General features: G+C 61.9%; 15 protein-coding genes. 3 read left to right on the top strand and 12 right to left on the bottom strand.

The window, feature by feature from the left end:
* Positions 1-23 precede the first annotated feature (23 nt).
* On the top strand, positions 24-329 hold the full coding sequence (locus tag AB4O45_RS16205) for a chaperone modulator CbpM (protein ID WP_016771896.1): 306 nt from the start codon (positions 24-26) through the stop codon (positions 327-329).
* 203 nt (positions 330-532) lie between these two features.
* Positions 533-1,933 carry a hypothetical protein gene (locus AB4O45_RS16210; protein WP_460160299.1) on the top strand — a complete coding sequence of 467 codons (1,401 nt, stop codon included), beginning with the start codon at positions 533-535 and terminating at the stop codon, positions 1,931-1,933.
* Positions 1,934-1,993: 60 nt separating this feature from the next.
* On the opposite strand, the gene ureC is transcribed toward AB4O45_RS16210, so the two are convergent.
* From ureC to urtA, 11 genes are all read right to left on the bottom strand, one after another.
* Positions 1,994-3,694 carry an urease subunit alpha gene (gene ureC, locus AB4O45_RS16215; RefSeq protein ID WP_041480696.1) on the bottom strand — a complete coding sequence of 567 codons (1,701 nt, stop codon included), beginning with the start codon at positions 3,692-3,694 and terminating at the stop codon, positions 1,994-1,996.
* Positions 3,695-3,833: 139 nt separating this feature from the next.
* Complete coding sequence (locus tag AB4O45_RS16220; protein WP_095180936.1) at positions 3,834-4,139, bottom strand: urease subunit beta; 306 nt, start codon at positions 4,137-4,139, stop codon at positions 3,834-3,836.
* Positions 4,136-4,672 carry a GNAT family N-acetyltransferase gene (locus AB4O45_RS16225; protein WP_095180935.1) on the bottom strand — a complete coding sequence of 179 codons (537 nt, stop codon included), beginning with the start codon at positions 4,670-4,672 and terminating at the stop codon, positions 4,136-4,138. Before AB4O45_RS16225 ends, AB4O45_RS16220 begins: the two co-directional genes overlap by 4 nt.
* A 5-nt stretch (positions 4,673-4,677) precedes the next feature.
* The gene (locus AB4O45_RS16230) at positions 4,678-5,211 is read right to left on the bottom strand and encodes a GNAT family N-acetyltransferase (protein WP_095180934.1); all 534 of its coding nucleotides are present in this window, start codon (positions 5,209-5,211) and stop codon (positions 4,678-4,680) included.
* A 9-nt stretch (positions 5,212-5,220) separates the two neighbouring features.
* On the bottom strand, positions 5,221-5,523 hold the full coding sequence (gene ureA, locus AB4O45_RS16235; RefSeq protein WP_003221215.1) for an urease subunit gamma: 303 nt from the start codon (positions 5,521-5,523) through the stop codon (positions 5,221-5,223).
* Positions 5,524-5,750: 227 nt separating this feature from the next.
* The gene (locus AB4O45_RS16240) at positions 5,751-6,590 is read right to left on the bottom strand and encodes an urease accessory protein UreD (RefSeq protein WP_256808234.1); all 840 of its coding nucleotides are present in this window, start codon (positions 6,588-6,590) and stop codon (positions 5,751-5,753) included.
* A 43-nt stretch (positions 6,591-6,633) separates the two neighbouring features.
* Positions 6,634-7,332, bottom strand: a complete 699-nt coding sequence (gene urtE / locus AB4O45_RS16245) for an urea ABC transporter ATP-binding subunit UrtE (RefSeq protein ID WP_150741644.1) — start codon at positions 7,330-7,332, stop codon at positions 6,634-6,636.
* A 135-nt stretch (positions 7,333-7,467) separates the two neighbouring features.
* Positions 7,468-8,337 (bottom strand): urea ABC transporter ATP-binding protein UrtD, encoded by an 870-nt coding sequence (gene urtD, locus AB4O45_RS16250; protein WP_370593504.1) that lies wholly within the window; start codon positions 8,335-8,337, stop codon positions 7,468-7,470.
* A complete protein-coding gene (gene urtC / locus AB4O45_RS16255; RefSeq protein ID WP_056787639.1) occupies positions 8,334-9,413 on the bottom strand; it encodes an urea ABC transporter permease subunit UrtC in 1,080 nt (359 codons plus the stop codon). The genes urtD and urtC overlap by 4 nt, the downstream gene beginning before the upstream one ends.
* A complete protein-coding gene (urtB, locus tag AB4O45_RS16260; RefSeq protein ID WP_150741643.1) occupies positions 9,413-10,915 on the bottom strand; it encodes an urea ABC transporter permease subunit UrtB in 1,503 nt (500 codons plus the stop codon). The genes urtC and urtB overlap by 1 nt, the downstream gene beginning before the upstream one ends.
* Positions 10,916-11,131: 216 nt before the next feature.
* On the bottom strand, positions 11,132-12,397 hold the full coding sequence (gene urtA / locus AB4O45_RS16265; protein WP_056787644.1) for an urea ABC transporter substrate-binding protein: 1,266 nt from the start codon (positions 12,395-12,397) through the stop codon (positions 11,132-11,134).
* A gap of 301 nt (positions 12,398-12,698) precedes the next feature.
* On the opposite strand from urtA, the gene AB4O45_RS16270 reads away from it, so the two are divergent.
* The gene (locus AB4O45_RS16270; protein WP_460160300.1) at positions 12,699-17,567 is read left to right on the top strand and encodes a DUF4329 domain-containing protein; all 4,869 of its coding nucleotides are present in this window, start codon (positions 12,699-12,701) and stop codon (positions 17,565-17,567) included.
* A 51-nt stretch (positions 17,568-17,618) separates the two neighbouring features.
* On the opposite strand, the gene AB4O45_RS16275 is transcribed toward AB4O45_RS16270, so the two are convergent.
* Positions 17,619-18,992 carry a PepSY-associated TM helix domain-containing protein gene (locus tag AB4O45_RS16275; RefSeq protein ID WP_256808224.1) on the bottom strand — a complete coding sequence of 458 codons (1,374 nt, stop codon included), beginning with the start codon at positions 18,990-18,992 and terminating at the stop codon, positions 17,619-17,621.
* Positions 18,993-19,065: the final 73 nt, after the last annotated feature.

Here is a 19,065-nt window from a genome sequence, read left to right on the forward strand (position 1 = left end):
ACCCGACGACGGAGTAGCCCATCATGAGCAGCCCCCTGATCGTTCAACTGGACCTGGCAGAATTCTGTGAGGCGGCCGATTTGTCGGACGTCTACGTGATCGAAATCGTCGAGCACGGCATCCTCGAACCTCAGGGCGCACAGCCCCGGGAATGGCGCTTCACCGATTACGAATTGGCCTTGGCCAAGCGTGCGGCGAAGCTGCGCCGTGATCTGGAACTGGAGTGGGAAGGCGTGGCGCTGGCGCTGGATCTGCTGGACGAGGTGAAGCAGTTGCGTGCCGAGAACCGCATGTTGCGCCAGCGTTTGGGGCGGTTGGTGGTCGAATGAATTGTTTGAGGCCGTGAGGTCCTAGCTGGCCTCATCGCGTGCCGGCCCGCTCCCGCCTGATTAATGTTTGCGGGTGTTTCGTCCGGTATGAACCGGCAGGATGGTCTGATAGTTTTCCGGGCACATGTTGGCAATGGATGCCGACGGTCGTAGCGCCAGCCAGACTGGCCAGCGCTGCGCAATCTTTGCAAGGAAGCCTGTCAATGCCAGTCAGACCCAAGCCGCCCAAGCCGGGCGCAGTCGATATCACCACCCCTGGGCGCACATCCCGGGATCCCGCCGCGCACGGGATCGAGTCGTCGCACCTGACCCCCGGTCCGTTCATTCGCAAGACCCCGCCCGATGCCAGTGAGCCCGGCAGCAACACGCAGCAAATGGAAACTGCAGTTGCCCCGCACAGCGTGCACGTCGACCCGACGCCGTCTACATCTGGTCCCGTCCCGAAGCTTAAAACCTCGGCTCTGGAGCGTTACCTGATTGCCTCGACAGCCCCTCTACCGCAAGCGGACGTTGACGGGTTTCGCGTATTCAAAGGACGCCAATACGCGCACCTGCAGGGCGGTGGTACGGTGCTGATCGGCGTCGATGCCGAGACCGGTCTGCATCGGGCCAGATTGTCCAGCGAGCTGCAGCCGTCCGGCCCTGTGCTTGCCTACGATCCGTTGAACAAGCACTGGTACGCGCTTGAAGAATCCGGCGCGTCGCCGGACGCTGCCGCTGTCCCGGGTAAAAGCCGCAGGGTGGCGCGCCAGAGCGATGAAGACTATGAGTCTGCCGTTGAGGAGCTGCCCGACGATGGCGGTGTAACGCAGGAACATTTTTATCTGGCGTCCGAGTCGATGCCCGTCAAACCCTTCACCGCTGAGGAATTGCGTGCAATGCGCAGCGAAACACGGTTTTCGTTCCTCACCAATCGGCCCGGGGTCTACGACCGTGCCAATAACGGCAAATACCCTTTCCGGGACATGGCCGGCCGGCCTGTCAGGATAAAGAAGCTCCAGACCCTGGCGCGTTTCGAAGACGGCAGCCGTTATACCTCCGAGCAGATCAAGCCCTACATCAAGTTTGGCGCCTACGAGCATGTCGCGCGGTTGTATGAAGAAAAGCTGCAATGGCGATTGTTCACCGAGGCCGACATGACGGTGCCCGGAGAGCAGGCCCTGGTCGGCCAGTCAATGGTGGTCGCCAACCGGCGCATCACCCGAGGCGAGGTGGTCGGTGTCTATGCTGGCGCGATCATGCCGGGACGTCTTGTGCCGCTGCCCCAGCAGTCATACACCATGAAGGTCGGCGTCCGTTATCAACCAGGGCCTGGATATTTGATCCCCTACGAATTCGCGCTGGTCGGTGACACGATTATTTCCCGGATCAACACGCGCTTTTGGTATGACGCAACGGGCAAGCCGGTTCGTCAGGCTACGGAGGGTTACAACGTCGAGTTCGTACCGTTCGATGTCGAAGCGCAACAGTGGATAGGCAAGGAACTGGTCACCCGCGACTTCATTCTCAACGCCATCTTCGCTACCGAAGACATTCCGGCGGGAACCGAGTTACGCATCGATTACAACTACAGCGATGCGGACATCGCGAAACTGTTCCCGTGATTGCCTGAGCGATCGCGACTGAATACGGACCGGCGCGTCCGTATTCAGCGCACGCCTTCATCAGAACAGAAAGTAGCGCTGCGCCATCGGCAGCGTTTCCGCCGGTTCGCACCACAGCAACACGCCATCGGCCTTGACCTGATAGGTCTGTGGATCGACATCGATGTTCGGCAGATAGTCGTTGTGGATCAGGTCGGTTTTCTGCACGTCTCGGCAGCCCTTCACCACAGCGATCTGCTTCTTCAATCCCAAGGCTTCCGGCAATCCGGCCTCCTGCGCCGCCTGGCTGATAAAGGTCAGGCTGGTGGCGTGCAGCGAGCCGCCGTAGCTGGCAAACATCGGGCGGTAATGCACCGGTTGCGGTGTTGGAATCGAAGCGTTGGCGTCGCCCATCAGGCTGGCGGCAATCGCACCGCCCTTGAGGATCAGCGTCGGCTTCACACCAAAGAACGCCGGGCGCCAGAGCACCAGATCGGCCCACTTGCCGACTTCGATCGAGCCGACTTCATGGCTGATGCCATGAGTGATTGCCGGGTTGATCGTGTACTTGGCGATGTAACGCTTGGCGCGGAAGTTGTCGTTGCCTGCGCCGTCCTGTGGCAGCGGGCCGCGCTGTTTTTTCATCTTGTCGGCGGTCTGCCAGGTGCGCGTGATGACTTCGCCGACGCGGCCCATGGCCTGACTGTCGGAGCTGATCATCGAGAACGCGCCGAGGTCGTGGAGGATGTCTTCGGCGGCAATGGTTTCGCGGCGGATCCGGCTTTCGGCGAAGGCGACGTCTTCGGCAATGCTCGGGTCGAGGTGATGGCAGACCATCAGCATGTCGAGGTGTTCGTCGATGGTGTTGCGGGTGAACGGCCGGGTCGGGTTGGTCGAGCTTGGCAGCACGTTGGCAAAGCCGCAGGCCTTGATGATGTCTGGCGCGTGGCCGCCACCGGCACCTTCGGTGTGATAGGTGTGGATGGTGCGGCCCTTGAACGCGCCAAGGGTGGTTTCGACGAAGCCGGATTCGTTGAGGGTATCGGTGTGGATCGCCACCTGCACATCGTACTGGTCGGCGACGTTGAGGCAGTTGTCGATGCTCGCCGGAGTGGTGCCCCAGTCCTCGTGCAGCTTGAGGCCGATGGCGCCGGCCTTGACCTGTTCGATCAACGGCTCCGGCAGGCTGGCGTTGCCCTTGCCGGTCAGACCGATGTTCATCGGGAAAGCATCGGCGGCCTGGAGCATGCGCGCCAGATGCCACGGGCCGGAGGTGCAGGTGGTGGCGTTGGTGCCGGTGGCAGGCCCGGTGCCGCCGCCGATCATGGTGGTGACGCCGCTCATCAGCGCTTCTTCGATCTGCTGCGGGCAGATGAAGTGGATATGCGTGTCGATGCCGCCAGCGGTGAGGATCATGCCTTCGCCGGCAATCACTTCGGTGCCGGCGCCAATGGCGATGGTCACGTTGGGCTGCACGTCGGGGTTGCCGGCCTTGCCGATCGCGGCGATGCGCCCGTCCTTGAGGCCGACGTCGGCCTTGACGATGCCCCAGTGGTCGATGATCAGTGCGTTGGTGATCAGCGTGTCGACCACTTCGGCGGCGAGCAATTGGCTCTGGCCCTGGCCGTCGCGGATGACTTTGCCGCCACCGAATTTCACTTCTTCGCCGTAGGTGGTGAAGTCCTTTTCGACTTCGATCCACAGCTCGGTGTCGGCCAGGCGCACCTTGTCGCCGACGGTGGGGCCGAACATGTCGGCGTAGGCTTGTCTGGAGATTTTCATGGGCATGCCTTGAGATTCAATTGGGTCTGAAATCGCTCGCATTACTCGCTTTCGCGAGCAGGCTCGCTCCCACATTTGATCGCGTTCTCATGTGGGAGCGAGCCTGCTCGCGAAGGGGCCAGAGCGGGCACCGTGTTGTTTAGAGATCACCCATGATGCGGCCGGCAAAGCCGAACACCCGGCGATGCCCGGCGTAATCCACCAGTTCGACTTCACGGCTTTGCCCCGGCTCGAAGCGCACCGCCGTGCCCGCCGGAATATTCAGGCGCATGCCGCGACTGGCGGCGCGATCGAAGGTCAGCGCGTCGTTGGTTTCAAAAAAGTGGAAATGCGAGCCGACCTGAATCGGCCGGTCGCCGCTGTTGGCGACTTTCAGGCTGAGGGTGCGACGGCCGACGTTGAGTTCGATGTCGCCGGGCTGGATCTGGTATTGGCCAGGAATCATCGCTGGGCTCCTTGCAGGACTTTGTAATAGAGCGCGGTCGGGCGATAGGTGCCGTTGGGGTCGCAGGCGTAATCAGGGATTTCGCCGGCGCGCACGTAGCCCAGCGCCTTGTAGAAATCTTCCGCCGGCGAGCCGGCCTCGGTGTCGAGATAGAGCATGCCGCGCTTGTGCTTGGGCGCTTCGAGTTCCAGCGCCTGCATCAGTTGCTGGCCGAGGCCACGGCGCCGCGCGTGTTCGCGCACCAGCAGTTTCTGCACTTCGGCGCGGTTCAGACCATTGGCCTTCTGGCACAGGCCCAATTGCACGCTGGCCAGCACCTGCTCGTCCTTGACCACCACCCAAAGCAGCGTGCTGCCCTTGTTGATGTTGTCCTGCACCTCATCGAAATATGCGCGCGCCTGCACCTCATCGAGGTCGGCCATAAAACCGACGCTGGCGCCGTAACCGACGGCGTCGAGCAGCAGATCGATCAGGCCCTGGCGATAGTGGGCAAAGCTTTCAGCGTTGACGCGGCGCAACTGGGCGGCGTTCATCGACATCACTCCTTGTGAGTATCCGGCGGCTGTGCGCCGGGATTGAGGGTCAACTGCATGAAGGTCAGGTCGAGCCAGCGGCCGAACTTGGTGCCGACTTGCGGCATCTGCCCGGTGATGCTGAAACCGGCGCGCTCGTGCAGGCGAATCGACGCGGCGTTGCCACTTTCGATGGCAGCGACCATGACGTGTTTACCGCAGGCGCGGGCGCGTTCGATCAACGCGGTCATCAGTTGCGGGCCGAGGCCGTTGCCGCGTTGATCGCTGCGCACGTACACCGAGTGTTCGACGGTGTGGCGGAAACCGTCGAACGGCCGCCAATCGCCGAACGAGGCGTAACCCAGCACCGCGTTGTGGCTGTCGACGATCACCAGAATCGGGTACGCCTGCAACTGACGCGCGTCGAACCATGCCTGGCGATTGCCGAGGTCGACCGCTTGTTCATTCCAGATCGCCGTGGTGTTGAGCACGGCGTCGTTGTAGATGTCGCGGATCGCCGGCAGGTCGGCCCGGCTTGCATCGCGAATGGCGTAAGTCATGGCGCGGCCTCAGACGATCGGCTGGTGAACGGTGACCAGTTTGGTGCCGTCGGGGAACGTCGCCTCGACCTGGATTTCCGGGATCATTTCCGGGATGCCTTCCATCACTTGTTCGCGGCTGAGCAGGGTGGTGCCGTAGTGCATCAGCTCGGCCACGGTCTGGCCGTCGCGGGCACCCTCCAGCAGCGCGGCGGAGATGTAGGCCATGGCTTCCGGGTAGTTGAGTTTTACGCCACGGGCCAGCCGCCGCTCGGCGACGAGGCCGGCGGTGAAGATCAGCAGCTTGTCTTTTTCGCGTGGGGTCAGGTCCATGGTTCGGGTTCCATCAGGGCAGATTCGGGTGGCTCTCGAGAAGTGTGGGGTGCCAGTTGGAGCAGCCCCTCACCCTAGCCCTCTCCCGAGGGAGAGGGGACTGATCTTGGTTGTTTTCAATGGCCAATTCAGTCAGCAATATTCGTTCAGGCAGATAAATTTATTTCAGACGACTCGGTCAGGCTCCCTCTCCCTCCGGGAGAGGGCGGGGGGTGAGGGTCGGGGTTTCAGGTGCTCCATATTCTTGGCGCGATAGCTTCGCGCCCCAGCAGCGCAGGTCTGAGCAATCGCCACAAATCGATGAGCCAGGCGCGGGCGAGCAACGCCTCACTGGCCAGGCAACGAGCCACCAGCAGTCCCGGCAATTGCGTCAGATCCCCGCGCACCTCATGCCCCAGCGAGCGGCAACGCTCCAGCAACCCGGCGTCTATCTCACCGGTCACCAGCATCGTCGCGAACACCGGTTGCCCATCCAGCCCGATTGGCGAGTCGAGCAAACCATCGTTGCCGACAATGCGCTGCCGTTCGTGCCAGAGCAACCGACCGTCGCGGCGGATGTCCAGATGCGCCTGAAAATGCCCGAGGTCAAAACGCTCGCCGCTGGCCGGCCGACCGAGCGCCACCACGTCCCAGTAGAACAGCCGCGCATCGCCTTCAAGCTCGATCGTTGTGGTCAACTCGGCCTGCGCGGCGCTGTAGACGATAGTTTCCTGCGGCAGCCATTCCAGTGTCGCACCGGCAGCGACTTTCAAGTCGAGCTGTTGATACGCCGGCCCACCCGCGCGATACCACTTGGCGGCGCCGGGGCTGGTGATTTGCGCCCAGGCGTTGTGTTCGACGCGGGCCTTGATGTTCAGTCGATCACCACCGGCAATTCCGCCCGGCGGATGGACGATGATGTGCTGGCAGACTTGCGGGCCTTCGGCGTACAGATGCTTTTGCACGCGCAGCGGGCCGAGATGGCGGCGCATGACCGGACGCGTGCAATCGCCGAAACGCGCGTAGGCCAGTTCCAGCTCGGCGTGCCAGCTCGGGGTAAACAGGGCAGGTGCAACAATCGAATTCATGGTTTGTGATTATCGTTAGGAAGCTACAGATTAGACCGGCGCGTTAGATCGTGACCAGCCCGCGTACACCTTCGGCCTCCATATTTTCACCGCGACCCTGTTGAACGATCTCGCCCCGCGACATCACCAGGTATTGATCGGCCAATTCTGCAGCAAAGTCGTAGAACTGCTCGACCAGCAGAATCGCCATGTCACCGCGCGCCGCGAGCTGCTTGATCACCGCGCCGATTTCCTTGATCACCGACGGTTGAATGCCTTCGGTCGGCTCATCAAGAATCAGCAGGCGCGGGCGGCTGGCCAGCGCCCGGCCGATTGCCAGTTGCTGTTGCTGACCGCCGGACAGATCACCGCCACGGCGCTGCTTCATTTGTAGCAGCACCGGGAACAATTCGTAGATGAAACCTGGAACTTCCTTGGCTTCTGAGCCTGGAAAGCGCGACAGGCCCATCAGCAGATTTTCTTCTACCGTCAGGCGCCCGAAGATCTCACGGCCCTGCGGCACGTAGGCGATACCGGCATGCACACGCTGATGCGGTTTAAACGTGGTGATCGGTTTGCCTTCCCAGTTCACCGCGCCTTCCTTGGCCGGCAGCAGGCCCATCAGACATTTGAGCAGAGTGGTCTTGCCCACGCCGTTACGCCCGAGCAGGCACGTGACTTCGCCGACTTTCACCTCGAAGCTGAGGCCGCGCAGGATGTGGCTACCGCCGTAGTACTGATGCAGCTTGTCGACTTGCAGCATGTTCGAATTCTCCCCCGGTGATCGTTCCCACGCTCTGCGTGGGAACGCATCCCGTGACGCTCCGCGTCACATAACGGCGGACGCAGAGCGTCCATGGCGGCATTCCCACGCAGAGCGTGGGAACGATCTAGGTCTTCAGCGGCCGAGGTAGACCTCGATCACGCGCTCGTTTTCCTGCACTTGCTCAAGCGAGCCCCCGGCCAGCACGCTGCCCTGATGCAGCACCGTGACGTGGTCGGCAATCGAGCCGACGAAACCCATGTCGTGCTCGACCACCATCAACGAATGCTTGCCCGCCAGCGATTTGAACAGCTCGGCGGTGAACTCGGTTTCGGCGTCGGTCATGCCCGCCACCGGTTCGTCGAGCAGGAGCAACTGCGGGTCCTGCATCAGCAGCATGCCGATCTCGAGGAACTGCTTCTGGCCGTGGGACAGTAGGCCGGCCTGGCGATTGACCGAGGTGGTCAGGCGAATCGTCTCAAGCACTTCGCTGATGCGGTCCTTCTGTTCGCCGCTCAGGCGTGCACGCAAACTGGCCCACACCGACTTGTCGGTCTTCTGCGCCAGCTCCAGGTTTTCGAACACGCTCAAGGCTTCGAACACCGTTGGCTTCTGAAACTTGCGGCCGATGCCGGACTGGGCAATCTGCACTTCGCTCATCTGCGTCAGGTCGAGGGTTTCACCGAACCAGGCCTTGCCGTGGCTGGGCCGGGTCTTGCCGGTGATCACGTCCATCAGCGTGGTCTTGCCCGCGCCGTTGGGGCCGATGATGCAGCGCAGTTCGCCGACGCCGATGTACAGGTTGAGATTGTTCAGCGCACGGAAGCCGTCGAAGCTGACGCTGATGTCTTCCAGGGTGAGGATCGTGCCGTGGCGGGTGTCGAGGCCCGGGCCGACGCGCTGGCCGAGGCCGATCGAGTCGCGGCTGGTGCCTTCGTCCTTGTTCGGTTCCACGGGGAAAAACGCCGGCTCCAGCATGAATTCAGCACTCGCTGTGACTCTCATTGTTCACCTCGTTTCTTCAGCAGACCGATCACGCCCTTGGGCAGGTACAACGTCACGACGATGAACAGCGCGCCGAGGAAGAACAGCCAGTATTCCGGGAAGGCCACGGTGAACCAGCTCTTCATGCCGTTGACCACGCCGGCGCCGAGCAGCGGCCCGATCAGCGTGCCGCGCCCGCCAAGGGCGACCCACACCGCCGCTTCGATTGAGTTGGTCGGAGACATTTCGCTGGGGTTGATGATGCCCACTTGTGGCACGTACAGCGCTCCGGCGAGACCGCACAACACCGCACTCAGCACCCAGACGAACAGCTTGAAACCGCGCGGGTCGTAGCCGCAGAACATCAAACGGTTTTCCGCATCACGCAACGCCGTCAGCACCCGACCGAACTTGCTTTGCGCCAGGCGCCAGCCGATGAACAGGCTCGCCACCAGCAGCAACACCGTGGCCAGAAACAGCACCGCGCGGGTGCCCGGTTCGGTGATGCCGAAGCCGAGGATCGTGCGGAAATTGGTGAAGCCGTTATTGCCTCCGAAACCGGTCTCGTTGCGGAAAAACAGGAGCATGCCGGCGAAGGTCAGGGCCTGGGTCATGATCGAGAAATACACGCCTTTGATCCGCGAACGGAAGGCGAAGAAGCCGAACACCAGCGCCAGCAACCCCGGCGCCAGCACCACCAGACACATGGCCCAGAGGAAGCTGCTGGTGCCGGTCCAGTACCACGGCAATTCGCTCCACGACAGGAAAGTCATGAACGCTGGCAAGCCATCGCCGGCCGCCTGACGCATCAGGTACATGCCCATCGCATAACCGCCGAGGGCGAAGAACAGACCGTGGCCCAGCGACAGCAGGCCGGCATAGCCCCAGACCAGATCCAGCGCCAGAGCAACGATGGCGTAGCAGAGGATTTTGCCGACCAGCGTCAGCGTGTAGGCCGAGACGTGCAGGGCATTGTCTGGCGACAACAACGAGAGCAGCGGCAGAACGATCAGCAGCGCGAGGATCACCCCGCCGACCGCGAGCGTGACTTTCGGCCCGGCCTTTTGTGTGGCCGTGACTAACAGAGGCTGGTTCATCAGTCGATCACCCGTCCTTTCAGTGCGAAGAGGCCTTGCGGACGTTTCTGAATGAACAGAATGATCAGCGCGAGGATCAGGATCTTGCCGAGCACCGCACCGATCTGCGGTTCGAGAATCTTGTTGGCGATCCCTAAGCCAAATGCGGCGAGCACGCTACCGGCCAATTGGCCGACGCCGCCGAGCACCACCACCAGGAACGAGTCGATGATGTAGCTCTGGCCAAGGTCGGGACCGACGTTGCCGATCTGGCTCAGCGCCACGCCGCCCAACCCGGCGATGCCCGAGCCGAGGCCGAAGGCGAGCATGTCGACGCGCCCGGTCGGCACGCCGCAGCAGGCGGCCATGTTGCGGTTCTGGGTGACGGCGCGCACGTTGAGGCCGAGGCGGGTTTTGTTCAGCAACAGCCAGGTCAGCACCACCACGAACAATGCGAAAGCGATGATGACGATGCGGTTGTACGGCAGCACCAGATTGGGCAGCACTTGGATGCCGCCGGACAGCCACGCCGGGTTGGCGACTTCAACGTTCTGCGCGCCGAACAACAAACGCACAAGCTGAATCAGCATCAGGCTGATGCCCCAGGTTGCCAGCAGGGTTTCCAGTGGCCGACCGTAAAGGTGGCGGATGACCGTGCGCTCCAGCGCCATGCCGATGGCGGCGGTGACGAAAAACGCCACCGGCAGCGCGATCAGCGGATAGAACTCGATGGCTTGCGGCGCGTAACGCTGGAACATCAACTGCACGACGTAGGTCGAGTAGGCACCGAGCATCAGCATCTCGCCGTGGGCCATGTTGATCACCCCGAGCAGGCCGAAGGTGATCGCCAGGCCGAGGGCCGCGAGCAGCAGAATCGAGCCCAGCGACATGCCGCTGAAGGCCTGGCCGAGCACTTCGCCGATCAGCAGCTTGCGCTTGACCTGAGCGAGGCTGGTTTCAGCGGCGGTACGCACGCCGGCATCGCTTTCCACGCCCGGTTCGAGCAGGCCTTCGAGGCGTGTGCGTGCCAGCGGGTCGCCGGTTTCACCGAGCAGACGTACCGCCGCGAGGCGCACCGCCGGGTCGCTGTCGACCAGTTGCAGATTGGCCAGCGCCAGGCTCAAGGCGGCATGCACGCTTTGATCTTTTTCCCCAGCGAGTTGCCGGTCGAGAAATTTCAGCTGCGCGGGTTTCGCGCTTTTCTGCAATTGCTGCGCGGCGCTCAGACGGATCTTGCTGTCAGCGGCGAGCAATTGATGGCTGGCCATTGCGGTGTCGATCAGACCCCGCAGGCGATTGTTCAGGCGCAGGGTTTTCGCTTGGCCGTCGATCGTCAGTTCGCCTTGTTGCAGGGCGTTGAGCAATTCGATACGCGCCGGATCGGGCTGCGCGGCCCAGGCTTCCAGCAGTTTGGCCTGTTGCATCGGGTTGGCCGCGACGAAGTCTTCGGCGTCGCCGGCGTGGGCCAGGAGTGGCAGCAACAGTGCGATGGCGAGAAGTACGCGGTGTATGGCAGTGGGCATTAGTGGTGTCCTGTTCAACCGCCCCCTCACCCTGACCCTCTCCCGGAGGGGAGAGGGGACTGACCGAGGTGTCTGGACGATGTGCTGCGACCTGCGAACTCGAGTCGAACTCAGGGTCTGAAGAGCATGAAGATCGGCTCCCTTTCCCCCTCTCCCTGAGGGAGAGGGCTGGGGTGAGGGGGAAGTCTCATGCTCGCCTCAAAAACTGAATTCGCCTCAGTTGCTCTTCACCGCATAATCCGGCTTCTTGTCGTTGCCCTGAATGAACGGGCTCCATGGTTGCGCGCGGATCGGGCCTTCGGTCTGCCACACGACGTTGAACTGCCCGTCGCTCTGGATTTCGCCGATCATCACGGGCTTGTGCAGGTGGTGATTGGTCTTGTCCATGGTCAACGTGTAACCGGACGGCGCAGCAAAGGTCTGCCCGGCCAGTGCTTCACGAACCTTGTCGACGTCAGTGGATTTGGCTTTCTCGACCGCCTGCGCCCACATGTGGATGCCGACGTAGGTGGCTTCCATCGGGTCGTTGGTCACGGCTTTATCGGCACCCGGCAGGTTGTGTTTCTTCGCATAGGCTTTCCAGTCCGCGACGAATTTCTTGTTCGCAGGATTCTCCACCGACTCGAAGTAGTTCCACGCCGCGAGGTTGCCCACCAGCGGTTTGGTGTCGATGCCGCGCAGTTCTTCTTCGCCGACCGAGAAAGCCACCACCGGTACGTCGGTGGCTTTCAGGCCCTGGTTGGCCAGCTCTTTATAGAACGGCACGTTGGAGTCGCCGTTGACGGTGGAAATGACGGCAGTCTTGCCGCCGGCGGAGAATTTTTTGATGTTGGCAACGATGGTCTGGTAATCGCTGTGACCGAACGGCGTGTAGACCTCTTCGATGTCCTTGTCGGCCACGCCTTTGGAATGCAGGAACGCGCGCAGGATCTTGTTGGTGGTGCGCGGGTAGACGTAGTCGGTGCCGAGCAGGAAGTAGCGCTTGGCGCTGCCGCCTTCTTCACTCATCAGGTATTCAACGGCGGGGATCGCTTGCTGATTCGGCGCGGCGCCGGTGTAGAAGACGTTCGGCGACATCTCTTCGCCTTCGTACTGCACCGGGTAGAACAGCAGACCGTTGAGTTCTTCGAACACCGGCAATACCGATTTGCGCGATACCGAGGTCCAGCAGCCGAACACCACCGCGACCTTGTCCTGGGTCAGCAGCTGCCGGCCTTTTTCGGCGAACAGCGGCCAGTTGGAAGCGGGGTCGACCACCACCGGCTCGAGCATCTTGCCGTTCACACCGCCCTTGGCGTTGATCTCATCGATGGTCATCAGCGCCATGTCCTTGAGCGACGTTTCGGAGATCGCCATGGTCCCGGACAACGAATGCAGAATCCCGACCTTGATGGTCTCGGCGGCCTGGACAGTCCAGGTCATGCCCATCGCGGCAATGGATGCCGTGAGTGTGAAAGCCTTGATCAAACTGCGACGCTTCATTGTGCGATCTCCATGAACATTCGATTTTTTCTGGTTGGCAGATGCGGACGACTGAAGGTGTGTTTTGCAAAGGCTGTGCCCGGTCGCGTTCAGGCAAGAAAATGTCGTGCCAGAGCGCTTGCGTGCTGAATGCGTGCACCAGGAGGGGACGGTAGTCGGGCGGTGGTGCGTCCAGCTGCGCCAGATTGGGGCGCGGGCTGTCGCGCAGATGCGGATACAGAAACGATAAACATGTACCACAGCAGGTGAAACCCGACGGCCCACACTCACGCGCTCATCCCGATTCTCAGCGCAGGTTTTTATGAGTCATGTCTCAGGCCGATCCGGTCGTACCGCAAGTTCTTCAGCAACGTTCAAGCTGCCGCCACTGAGCCCGGCCTTTCTGACTGAAGAGGACGCCGCCTATTGGGTGCACACGCGGATTCCACTGAACCCGGACAAAGAGTACGGCAGCGTGATCCTGCTGCGACCGGACGGGAAATTCCTCGCCACCTCTCCCATCGCAGGTGAAGCCACGCGCTTCGACTTCGGCACGATTGTGCAGACCGATGCCCTTGGCGGCATGCTCCATCCGCTGGGCTACCGATGTATCGCCAGCGTACACAGCCATCCGCCGATACATGACCAGTTCCGCAATGGCAATCGGCGTCAGGACGAAACCCTGCTCAGGCTGTTCATGAGCTTCTATTCAGGCGGCGATTTCATTGGCGATGTGTCGGCGCGGGATTTTTTCCGCAACGCTTACCTTTCAGGCCCGGATGGCAGCTTGCTCAAATACGTCTCGAGCGGCTCGCCCGAGGAACGCGACTACTTCCTCTGGCAGCAGTCCGGCGGGCCGTCGGGCCATCCGGCTGGGGCCTATGACGTGATGGCGGTGATCAACAGGCTGGCGACCGTGGGTGAACTCAAAGTCATTGTTTCGAATGCCGACTGGGGCTACTCGGTGGGGCGCGTACCTGCGGACTGGAAGGCCGGCGCGTCGTTCTCCACGGGTGTGGTCACCGAACTGCCGCTGATGACCCGGGTATGCGTCAATGCCGAACGCGCCGTGCTTGCCGCCTTGAAATCCAGAGGCGCACAGACGACGGGCCTGATATTGAAAAAATTGATTGGCGAGGAGTATGTCGCCACCCATGCGCGCCCGGCCGGACTGGCTGCATGGGATCCTGAGCGAATATTTCCGGTTGATGCCCAAGGGCAATTGCAGCTGCCGAGGGGTTATTTGCTGGAGGGTTTCTACTTCGCCTCGCGGCCCGACCCTGCGCAGTTTCCACCCGCTCAGCCGTGGCTCTACGAGAACTTCTTCACGCCCCGGGAGATCGCCGTCGCTATCGAAGCGAATGCCCGCAGCAAACATCTGGCGAAAGCAGGGCATGCGTTGTCGCTATACATGCGGGCGCAGGATCATGCGATGTTGAAGTACCGCTTCAGCGGCGATTCGATCGAAGCGGCACTGAGCGTTACGCAGTCGGACGGCACGGTCGGTGACAATGGAGTGCAGGCAAGGCTGTTGGCCGGCACACTGGATACCCGCGCATTTGTCTCGATGCTGGTACTGGCCGGGACCCTGGAGGTCGTGCGCGGCAGTGCGCTGTGGGCGCATCTGGGGCCGGTGGATCTGCAATGGCAACCCTTCGCGAACTTCCCCTGGCCGCGATTGAGCGGCGCTTTTCTGTGCGCCGATGATGCCGTGCGCCATGCCCATGAACTCGCCGGCCTGCGCCGTGACAAACCGTACGCCGGGTATGTTTTTCAGCGCAGCGACAAGCGCTTCGTGGTGACCGAACCGTTGCCGGGAGATATCGACACGCTCAGTCAGGGCAGGCTTTATCCGATGGACAATCATGGGCGTCCGGTCTTTCCCGACGACCATGCGCTGCACGCCCGTTACGTCTCACACACGGCGCTGTCACAACTTTTGCCGGTGGATGCAGAGCTTTTTGGCTGGGCGTATCAGGAAGCGGCTGTGAGCTTGCAGATGTTGAGTGTGGCGGAGGTCAGGCAAGTCCTGCTCGACGAGATTGCCTTGTATGTCAGCGCGGCGCCGGACAGCCTCGTCAGGTATGAGGTCATCGGATCTGCGGGCTCCACGGAATTGGCCCGGCGCCTGGGCACGCGCCAGCATCCGGGCGCCCTGGCGCTGGAACTGGACAGCGGCCGTAAACGCCCGCAGGACTTCATTCGTGAACAGGCAGCGGCCGGACGTTTAACGGTTCTGATCGATAATGAACTGTGGGGCTATCGCGGGCGGGTGCCGCCCGCCTGGTCGCTGCGCACCACGCCCGCGCCTTTGCCCGTGCCGCAGTTGCCGGTGGTGCAACTGCCGCCGCTTCTGTATCCCCAGCCGGACAGAGACAAGCCGATCCTGCCCAAACCCACGCCACTCCCGCAGCCGCAAATACCGTTGCCGCCGCTGACGTTGCCGTTGCCCTGGAAACGCCTGGAAGGTGTGGCATTCGGCGCGATTTTTCCCTCGGCGGATGAGGCTGCACGGGACCGATGCATGGGGGACTTTCGTCCACAGGGCGAAACGCGCGCGTACTTCGGCTTCATTCTCAGGCACAAGAGCCGGCCAGAGTATGTGGCTACCGAGCTGGTGCCCGTCAGTGATCAAGGCAAAAATCTGTTCAGGCTCGATTCGGTTTTCGCCGACCTGCCCTCAGAGCCCTGGCATGCGTTGCCCGAGGGCTTCGAACTGCACGGCAATTTTTATGCGTCGCAACGAGCCGGTGATCCGACGAAAAGCCCGGATGAATGGCTGGCGCATTACTTCATCTCGCCGGACCACCTGACAGCCTCGATGTATTACGGCGGCCGGCGCCCGGTCATGGTGCCGGACGTTCCCGCAGCGCTTTATCTCGCAGTGCGCGATGGTGCGTTGCTCAAATATGTGTGGAGCAAGTCCAGCAAGCTGTTTCATGACGCCTCGTCCCAGCGCACGCTTGAACAGATCAAAAGCGATCTGGCCGCTGGCAACCGTCTACCGACCGACTTTATCCATGAGGTCGCCAGCAGCGGCGAGCTCTCCGTCATGCGCACCGGTCTGTGCTGGGACCGGACGGGGCAGATCAATGTCACCTGGCAACCGTACGCAAATCTCGAACGGCGCAGGCTCGGTCCGGTTTTTCAGACAGCTGACGACGCGGCCGTCCACGCCAGGACACTCGTGCCTCTGGTGACCGACCGAGTGCATGGCGGGCTGATTCTGGAGACGGTCGATAAGCGCTACGTCGCCACAGTGCCCGTTGAAGTCAGCCATGAGGATTTCGATTTCACCGATATCTGCCCTGAGGAAAGTCGCGCCGCCGGATTGTTTCCTGCGGGTTGTCGCATCGTGGCGCGGTACCGCTCGCGCGTCGCCCAGGAGGTGTCGTTGGTCTTGGCGCCTGTGCAAAAGCAGGTGTACCAGAACGTGTTTTCGGTCGAGGTGCTGGAGTCGGCGTTCAACAAACGCGGCATTAAAGAGGAATACCGGGTGGCGGCGGACGGTTCGCTGGTTCGCTATACACCCGCCCCACGGGATGAGTACCTGTTCTGTCCGGATGGCGCGGTGATTGGCTATCGGCCGCAAGCCGAACTGCTTTCGCAGCTGCTTGATCAGGGCGAGCGGCTGTCCGTCGTCGATGCAAAAGCGATAAGACAGCGCCTGCGCGATCGGCAATTGAAACCCGTCGAATGGGTGAACGATCTGGCCAGGGCCGGACGTCTGTGGGTAGTCGCCGCAAGCGCGATCTGGGGGCAACCGCGCCAGATTATCCAGTGGGCACCATACTCCGGGGATCTGTTGCCGGCCGCAGATTATGACAAGGCGTTGAGCAGCCAGGTCGGCAGCCCGCTGTTCATCCAGGCAGACGCTGCCGCGCGTTACGCTCATCAACTGTCGTTGAGCAGGGATGCGCAGACCTTCGGCTACGTTTTGAACGGCCCTGAAGACCTGTTGGTGTCCACTCTGCCAGTTGCGGTGCAGCGTTCGGGGTTGGCGCTGGATCGGGTTTTCGAACAGGGCAAGCTGCCGTCAGGTTTCAGTCTGAGCGCCATTTATTTGCGAGCAGCGCTGCCACCTCTGGGCGCGCGGCCGGACGATATGCGGCACTTTTTTCTGCTGCCCAACGATGTCCAGGCAGCCTGCGCATGGGCCAACACGCCCCAGGGGTACCGGCCGATCTACTTCTCCTGCGCCGATGGCGCGTTGTTGAAATTGCAACTGCATGCATTCGAGCCCGGCACTTTCTACGATGAGTTCGGGCAAGTGCAACTGCGCCCCAATGCCTTTGTGTCGAAGGTGGAAGCGGCGGTCGATGAGCGGGGCATTGCCAGCGGTACGTTCAGATTTGTCGACTATGTCCAACGGATGGCTCATGCCGGTCGACTTGAGGTAATCGAAACCAGTGAATACTGGTCGCGGCATGGTCAGGTGGATGAACACTGGCAGCCACGGCTGACCGAGGTGTCCAGTGAGCAACGCTGGCGCGAGCATCCGGCGCCAGCGCTGGGACCTGTCTTTCATCATCCCGATGATGCCGCCTGCCATGTTCATGGGCGGGTAGCCGGCCAGGCGGTAATAGGCACCGGTTATGAGAGTGCGATTCTGGCGAACCCGTCCAGCCTTCGCTTCGTTCCGCTTGAGCCGATCGTGTATCTGGCCAACGAGGACAATCCGCTGTTGCGCATACTGCGTACCGTCGCGGATCCGGCTGTCAGTTGGCGCGATCCGGCGCCGCGTTATCCCGAGGGTTACTCGGTGATGGCCACCCATCAATTGCATGTCTCGGGCAACACCACGCTGGCGGCGGACGTGGATCAGGTCTATGCCAATTACGCTGCGCCTTCGCTGGTGCATGCGCACACCCATGCACCCACGGAAAAAGGCGTGCATATCCTGCACTACTACTATTCAACACCGCACGATGTGCTGCTCAAGTACACACCCATCTATTCAAGGGCGGAAAGAGATCTGTTGCTGACCCGCTCAGCCACTTTCGAGGGCGGACGCTGGATCAGCCGGCTGAGCCCTGGAGAGTTTCTTTCGCGGCTTATGGCGCTGGGTGAGTTTCGGGTGCTGATCGGCGGTTATTACTGGCGCCAGACCGGCCGCATGAACACTACCTGGCGAAGCCGTCGTCAGCAGACCCCGACACCCGGAACCGTGCGCTTGCGCGACGAGTTGTAAGTGAAATGAATGAACAGGCGTGGGCCGCCGCAACGGCCCGCGCCCGTCACATCAACGCTGCACCTGCGCGGAACGCTCGCCAAGTCGGGGCACGAGAAACCGGTCGAGCAACCAGACCACCACCAGCGACGCCCCCACCAGTGGAAACACCACCGCCAGCACCAGCATGATCGCCACGCCGGTTTTCCACTTCGGCAGGTCATGGCGCAGCGGCGGCACACCGAATTTGCCTTCAGGCCGACGCTTCCACCAGATCACCACGCCGCTGACGGCGCTGAGCAGAATCATCAGGCAGATCAGCAGCACGACAATCTGGTTGAAGGTGCCGAACATCTTGCCTTCGTGCAACATCACGCCGATTTCCGTGGCGCGCGCGACGGTGCCGTAGTGCTCGAAGCGGACATCGGCGAGGACCTTGCCGGTGTACTGATCGACGTGCAGGGTGGCGTCGTTGCGCGGGTCATCAGCGAACACGGCAATGGTGAACACGCCGGTGGCGGTGGTCGGCAGGGTGATGCTGTAGCCGGGTTCAACCTTGCGTTCACTGGCGATGTTCTGCACGTCCTGCAGGCTGATCGCGGGTGCTGCGGGGCCGGCATGGGCATTGCCGTGATTCATGTGTTCGGCGTGGTCGCCGGACATCGGCATCGGCGTATTTTCCATCGCCCATGGCACGGTCTGGCGGGTGGCGCTGTTGAGGCTGCGTGCCTCGATGTCGGAGGTCGGCACGTTGTCCCACATCGCTGCCGGAAACACGTTCCACACCTGCGCGTATTGCTTGCCCCAGAAACCGGTCCAGGTCATGCCACTGAGCAACATCACCAACAGCAATGTCGCGCCCCAGAAACCGGTGACGGCATGCAGGTCGCGCCACAACACCCGACCGCGACTGCTCAGGCGCGGCCACAGAATGCCCGCCGCCTGACCGCGCGGCCACCACAGAAACAGCCCCGACACCACCAGCACTACGCCCCAGCCAGCGGCCATTTCGATCAGGCGATCGCCGACTGTGCCGATCATCAATTCGCCGTGGATCGCGCGGGCGATGGCTTGCAGGTTCTGCTTGGCATCCTGCTCGCCGAGGATGTCACCGTGGTACGGATCGACGAACACGTTGAGTTCATGACCGGCGTTCTTCACCACGAATTGCGCGCTGCGCTCGGCATTCACCGGCGGCAGGTACTGGGTGACCTGGCCTTGTGGGTAAGCGCTTTTCACCCGTTGCAGCAAGTCATCGGCCGGCACCGTGTGGTGCCCGGCCGGCACTTCGAGCAGGCTGCTGTACATCAGCGAATCGAGCTGCGGTTTGAACAGATAAATGATCCCGGTCAGGGCCAGCATCACCATGAACGGCGCGACGAACAGCCCGGCATAGAAATGCCAGCGCCAGGCCAGGTTGTAGAAATTGGGTTGAGGCTTTTGCATCACGTGTGCTCCGCTGGGCTTGGTTCTTTTCGTTGTCTGTTTACCTGCGGGAGTGAGCCTGCTCGCGAAGCGG

The sequence above is a fragment of the Pseudomonas sp. S2_B10 genome, assembly GCF_054668425.1.

What these genes read in the sequence shown, in the direction of transcription:
- AB4O45_RS16270 (WP_460160300.1), top strand. Translation starts at nt 12,699, where the DNA reads ATGAGTCATGTCTCAGGCCGATCCGGTCGTACCGCAAGTTCTTCAGCA.
- ureC (WP_041480696.1), bottom strand. Translation starts at nt 3,694, where the DNA reads ATGAAAATCTCCAGACAAGCCTACGCCGACATGTTCGGCCCCACCGTC.
- AB4O45_RS16230 (WP_095180934.1), bottom strand. Translation starts at nt 5,211, where the DNA reads ATGACTTACGCCATTCGCGATGCAAGCCGGGCCGACCTGCCGGCGATC.
- urtE (WP_150741644.1), bottom strand. Translation starts at nt 7,332, where the DNA reads ATGCTGCAAGTCGACAAGCTGCATCAGTACTACGGCGGTAGCCACATC.
- urtD (WP_370593504.1), bottom strand. Translation starts at nt 8,337, where the DNA reads ATGAGAGTCACAGCGAGTGCTGAATTCATGCTGGAGCCGGCGTTTTTC.
- AB4O45_RS16240 (WP_256808234.1), bottom strand. Translation starts at nt 6,590, where the DNA reads ATGAATTCGATTGTTGCACCTGCCCTGTTTACCCCGAGCTGGCACGCC.
- urtC (WP_056787639.1), bottom strand. Translation starts at nt 9,413, where the DNA reads ATGAACCAGCCTCTGTTAGTCACGGCCACACAAAAGGCCGGGCCGAAA.
- AB4O45_RS16275 (WP_256808224.1), bottom strand. Translation starts at nt 18,992, where the DNA reads ATGCAAAAGCCTCAACCCAATTTCTACAACCTGGCCTGGCGCTGGCAT.
- AB4O45_RS16220 (WP_095180936.1), bottom strand. Translation starts at nt 4,139, where the DNA reads ATGATTCCTGGCCAATACCAGATCCAGCCCGGCGACATCGAACTCAAC.
- AB4O45_RS16225 (WP_095180935.1), bottom strand. Translation starts at nt 4,672, where the DNA reads ATGAACGCCGCCCAGTTGCGCCGCGTCAACGCTGAAAGCTTTGCCCAC.
- AB4O45_RS16210 (WP_460160299.1), top strand. Translation starts at nt 533, where the DNA reads ATGCCAGTCAGACCCAAGCCGCCCAAGCCGGGCGCAGTCGATATCACC.
- urtA (WP_056787644.1), bottom strand. Translation starts at nt 12,397, where the DNA reads ATGAAGCGTCGCAGTTTGATCAAGGCTTTCACACTCACGGCATCCATT.
- urtB (WP_150741643.1), bottom strand. Translation starts at nt 10,915, where the DNA reads ATGCCCACTGCCATACACCGCGTACTTCTCGCCATCGCACTGTTGCTG.
- AB4O45_RS16205 (WP_016771896.1), top strand. Translation starts at nt 24, where the DNA reads ATGAGCAGCCCCCTGATCGTTCAACTGGACCTGGCAGAATTCTGTGAG.
- ureA (WP_003221215.1), bottom strand. Translation starts at nt 5,523, where the DNA reads ATGGACCTGACCCCACGCGAAAAAGACAAGCTGCTGATCTTCACCGCC.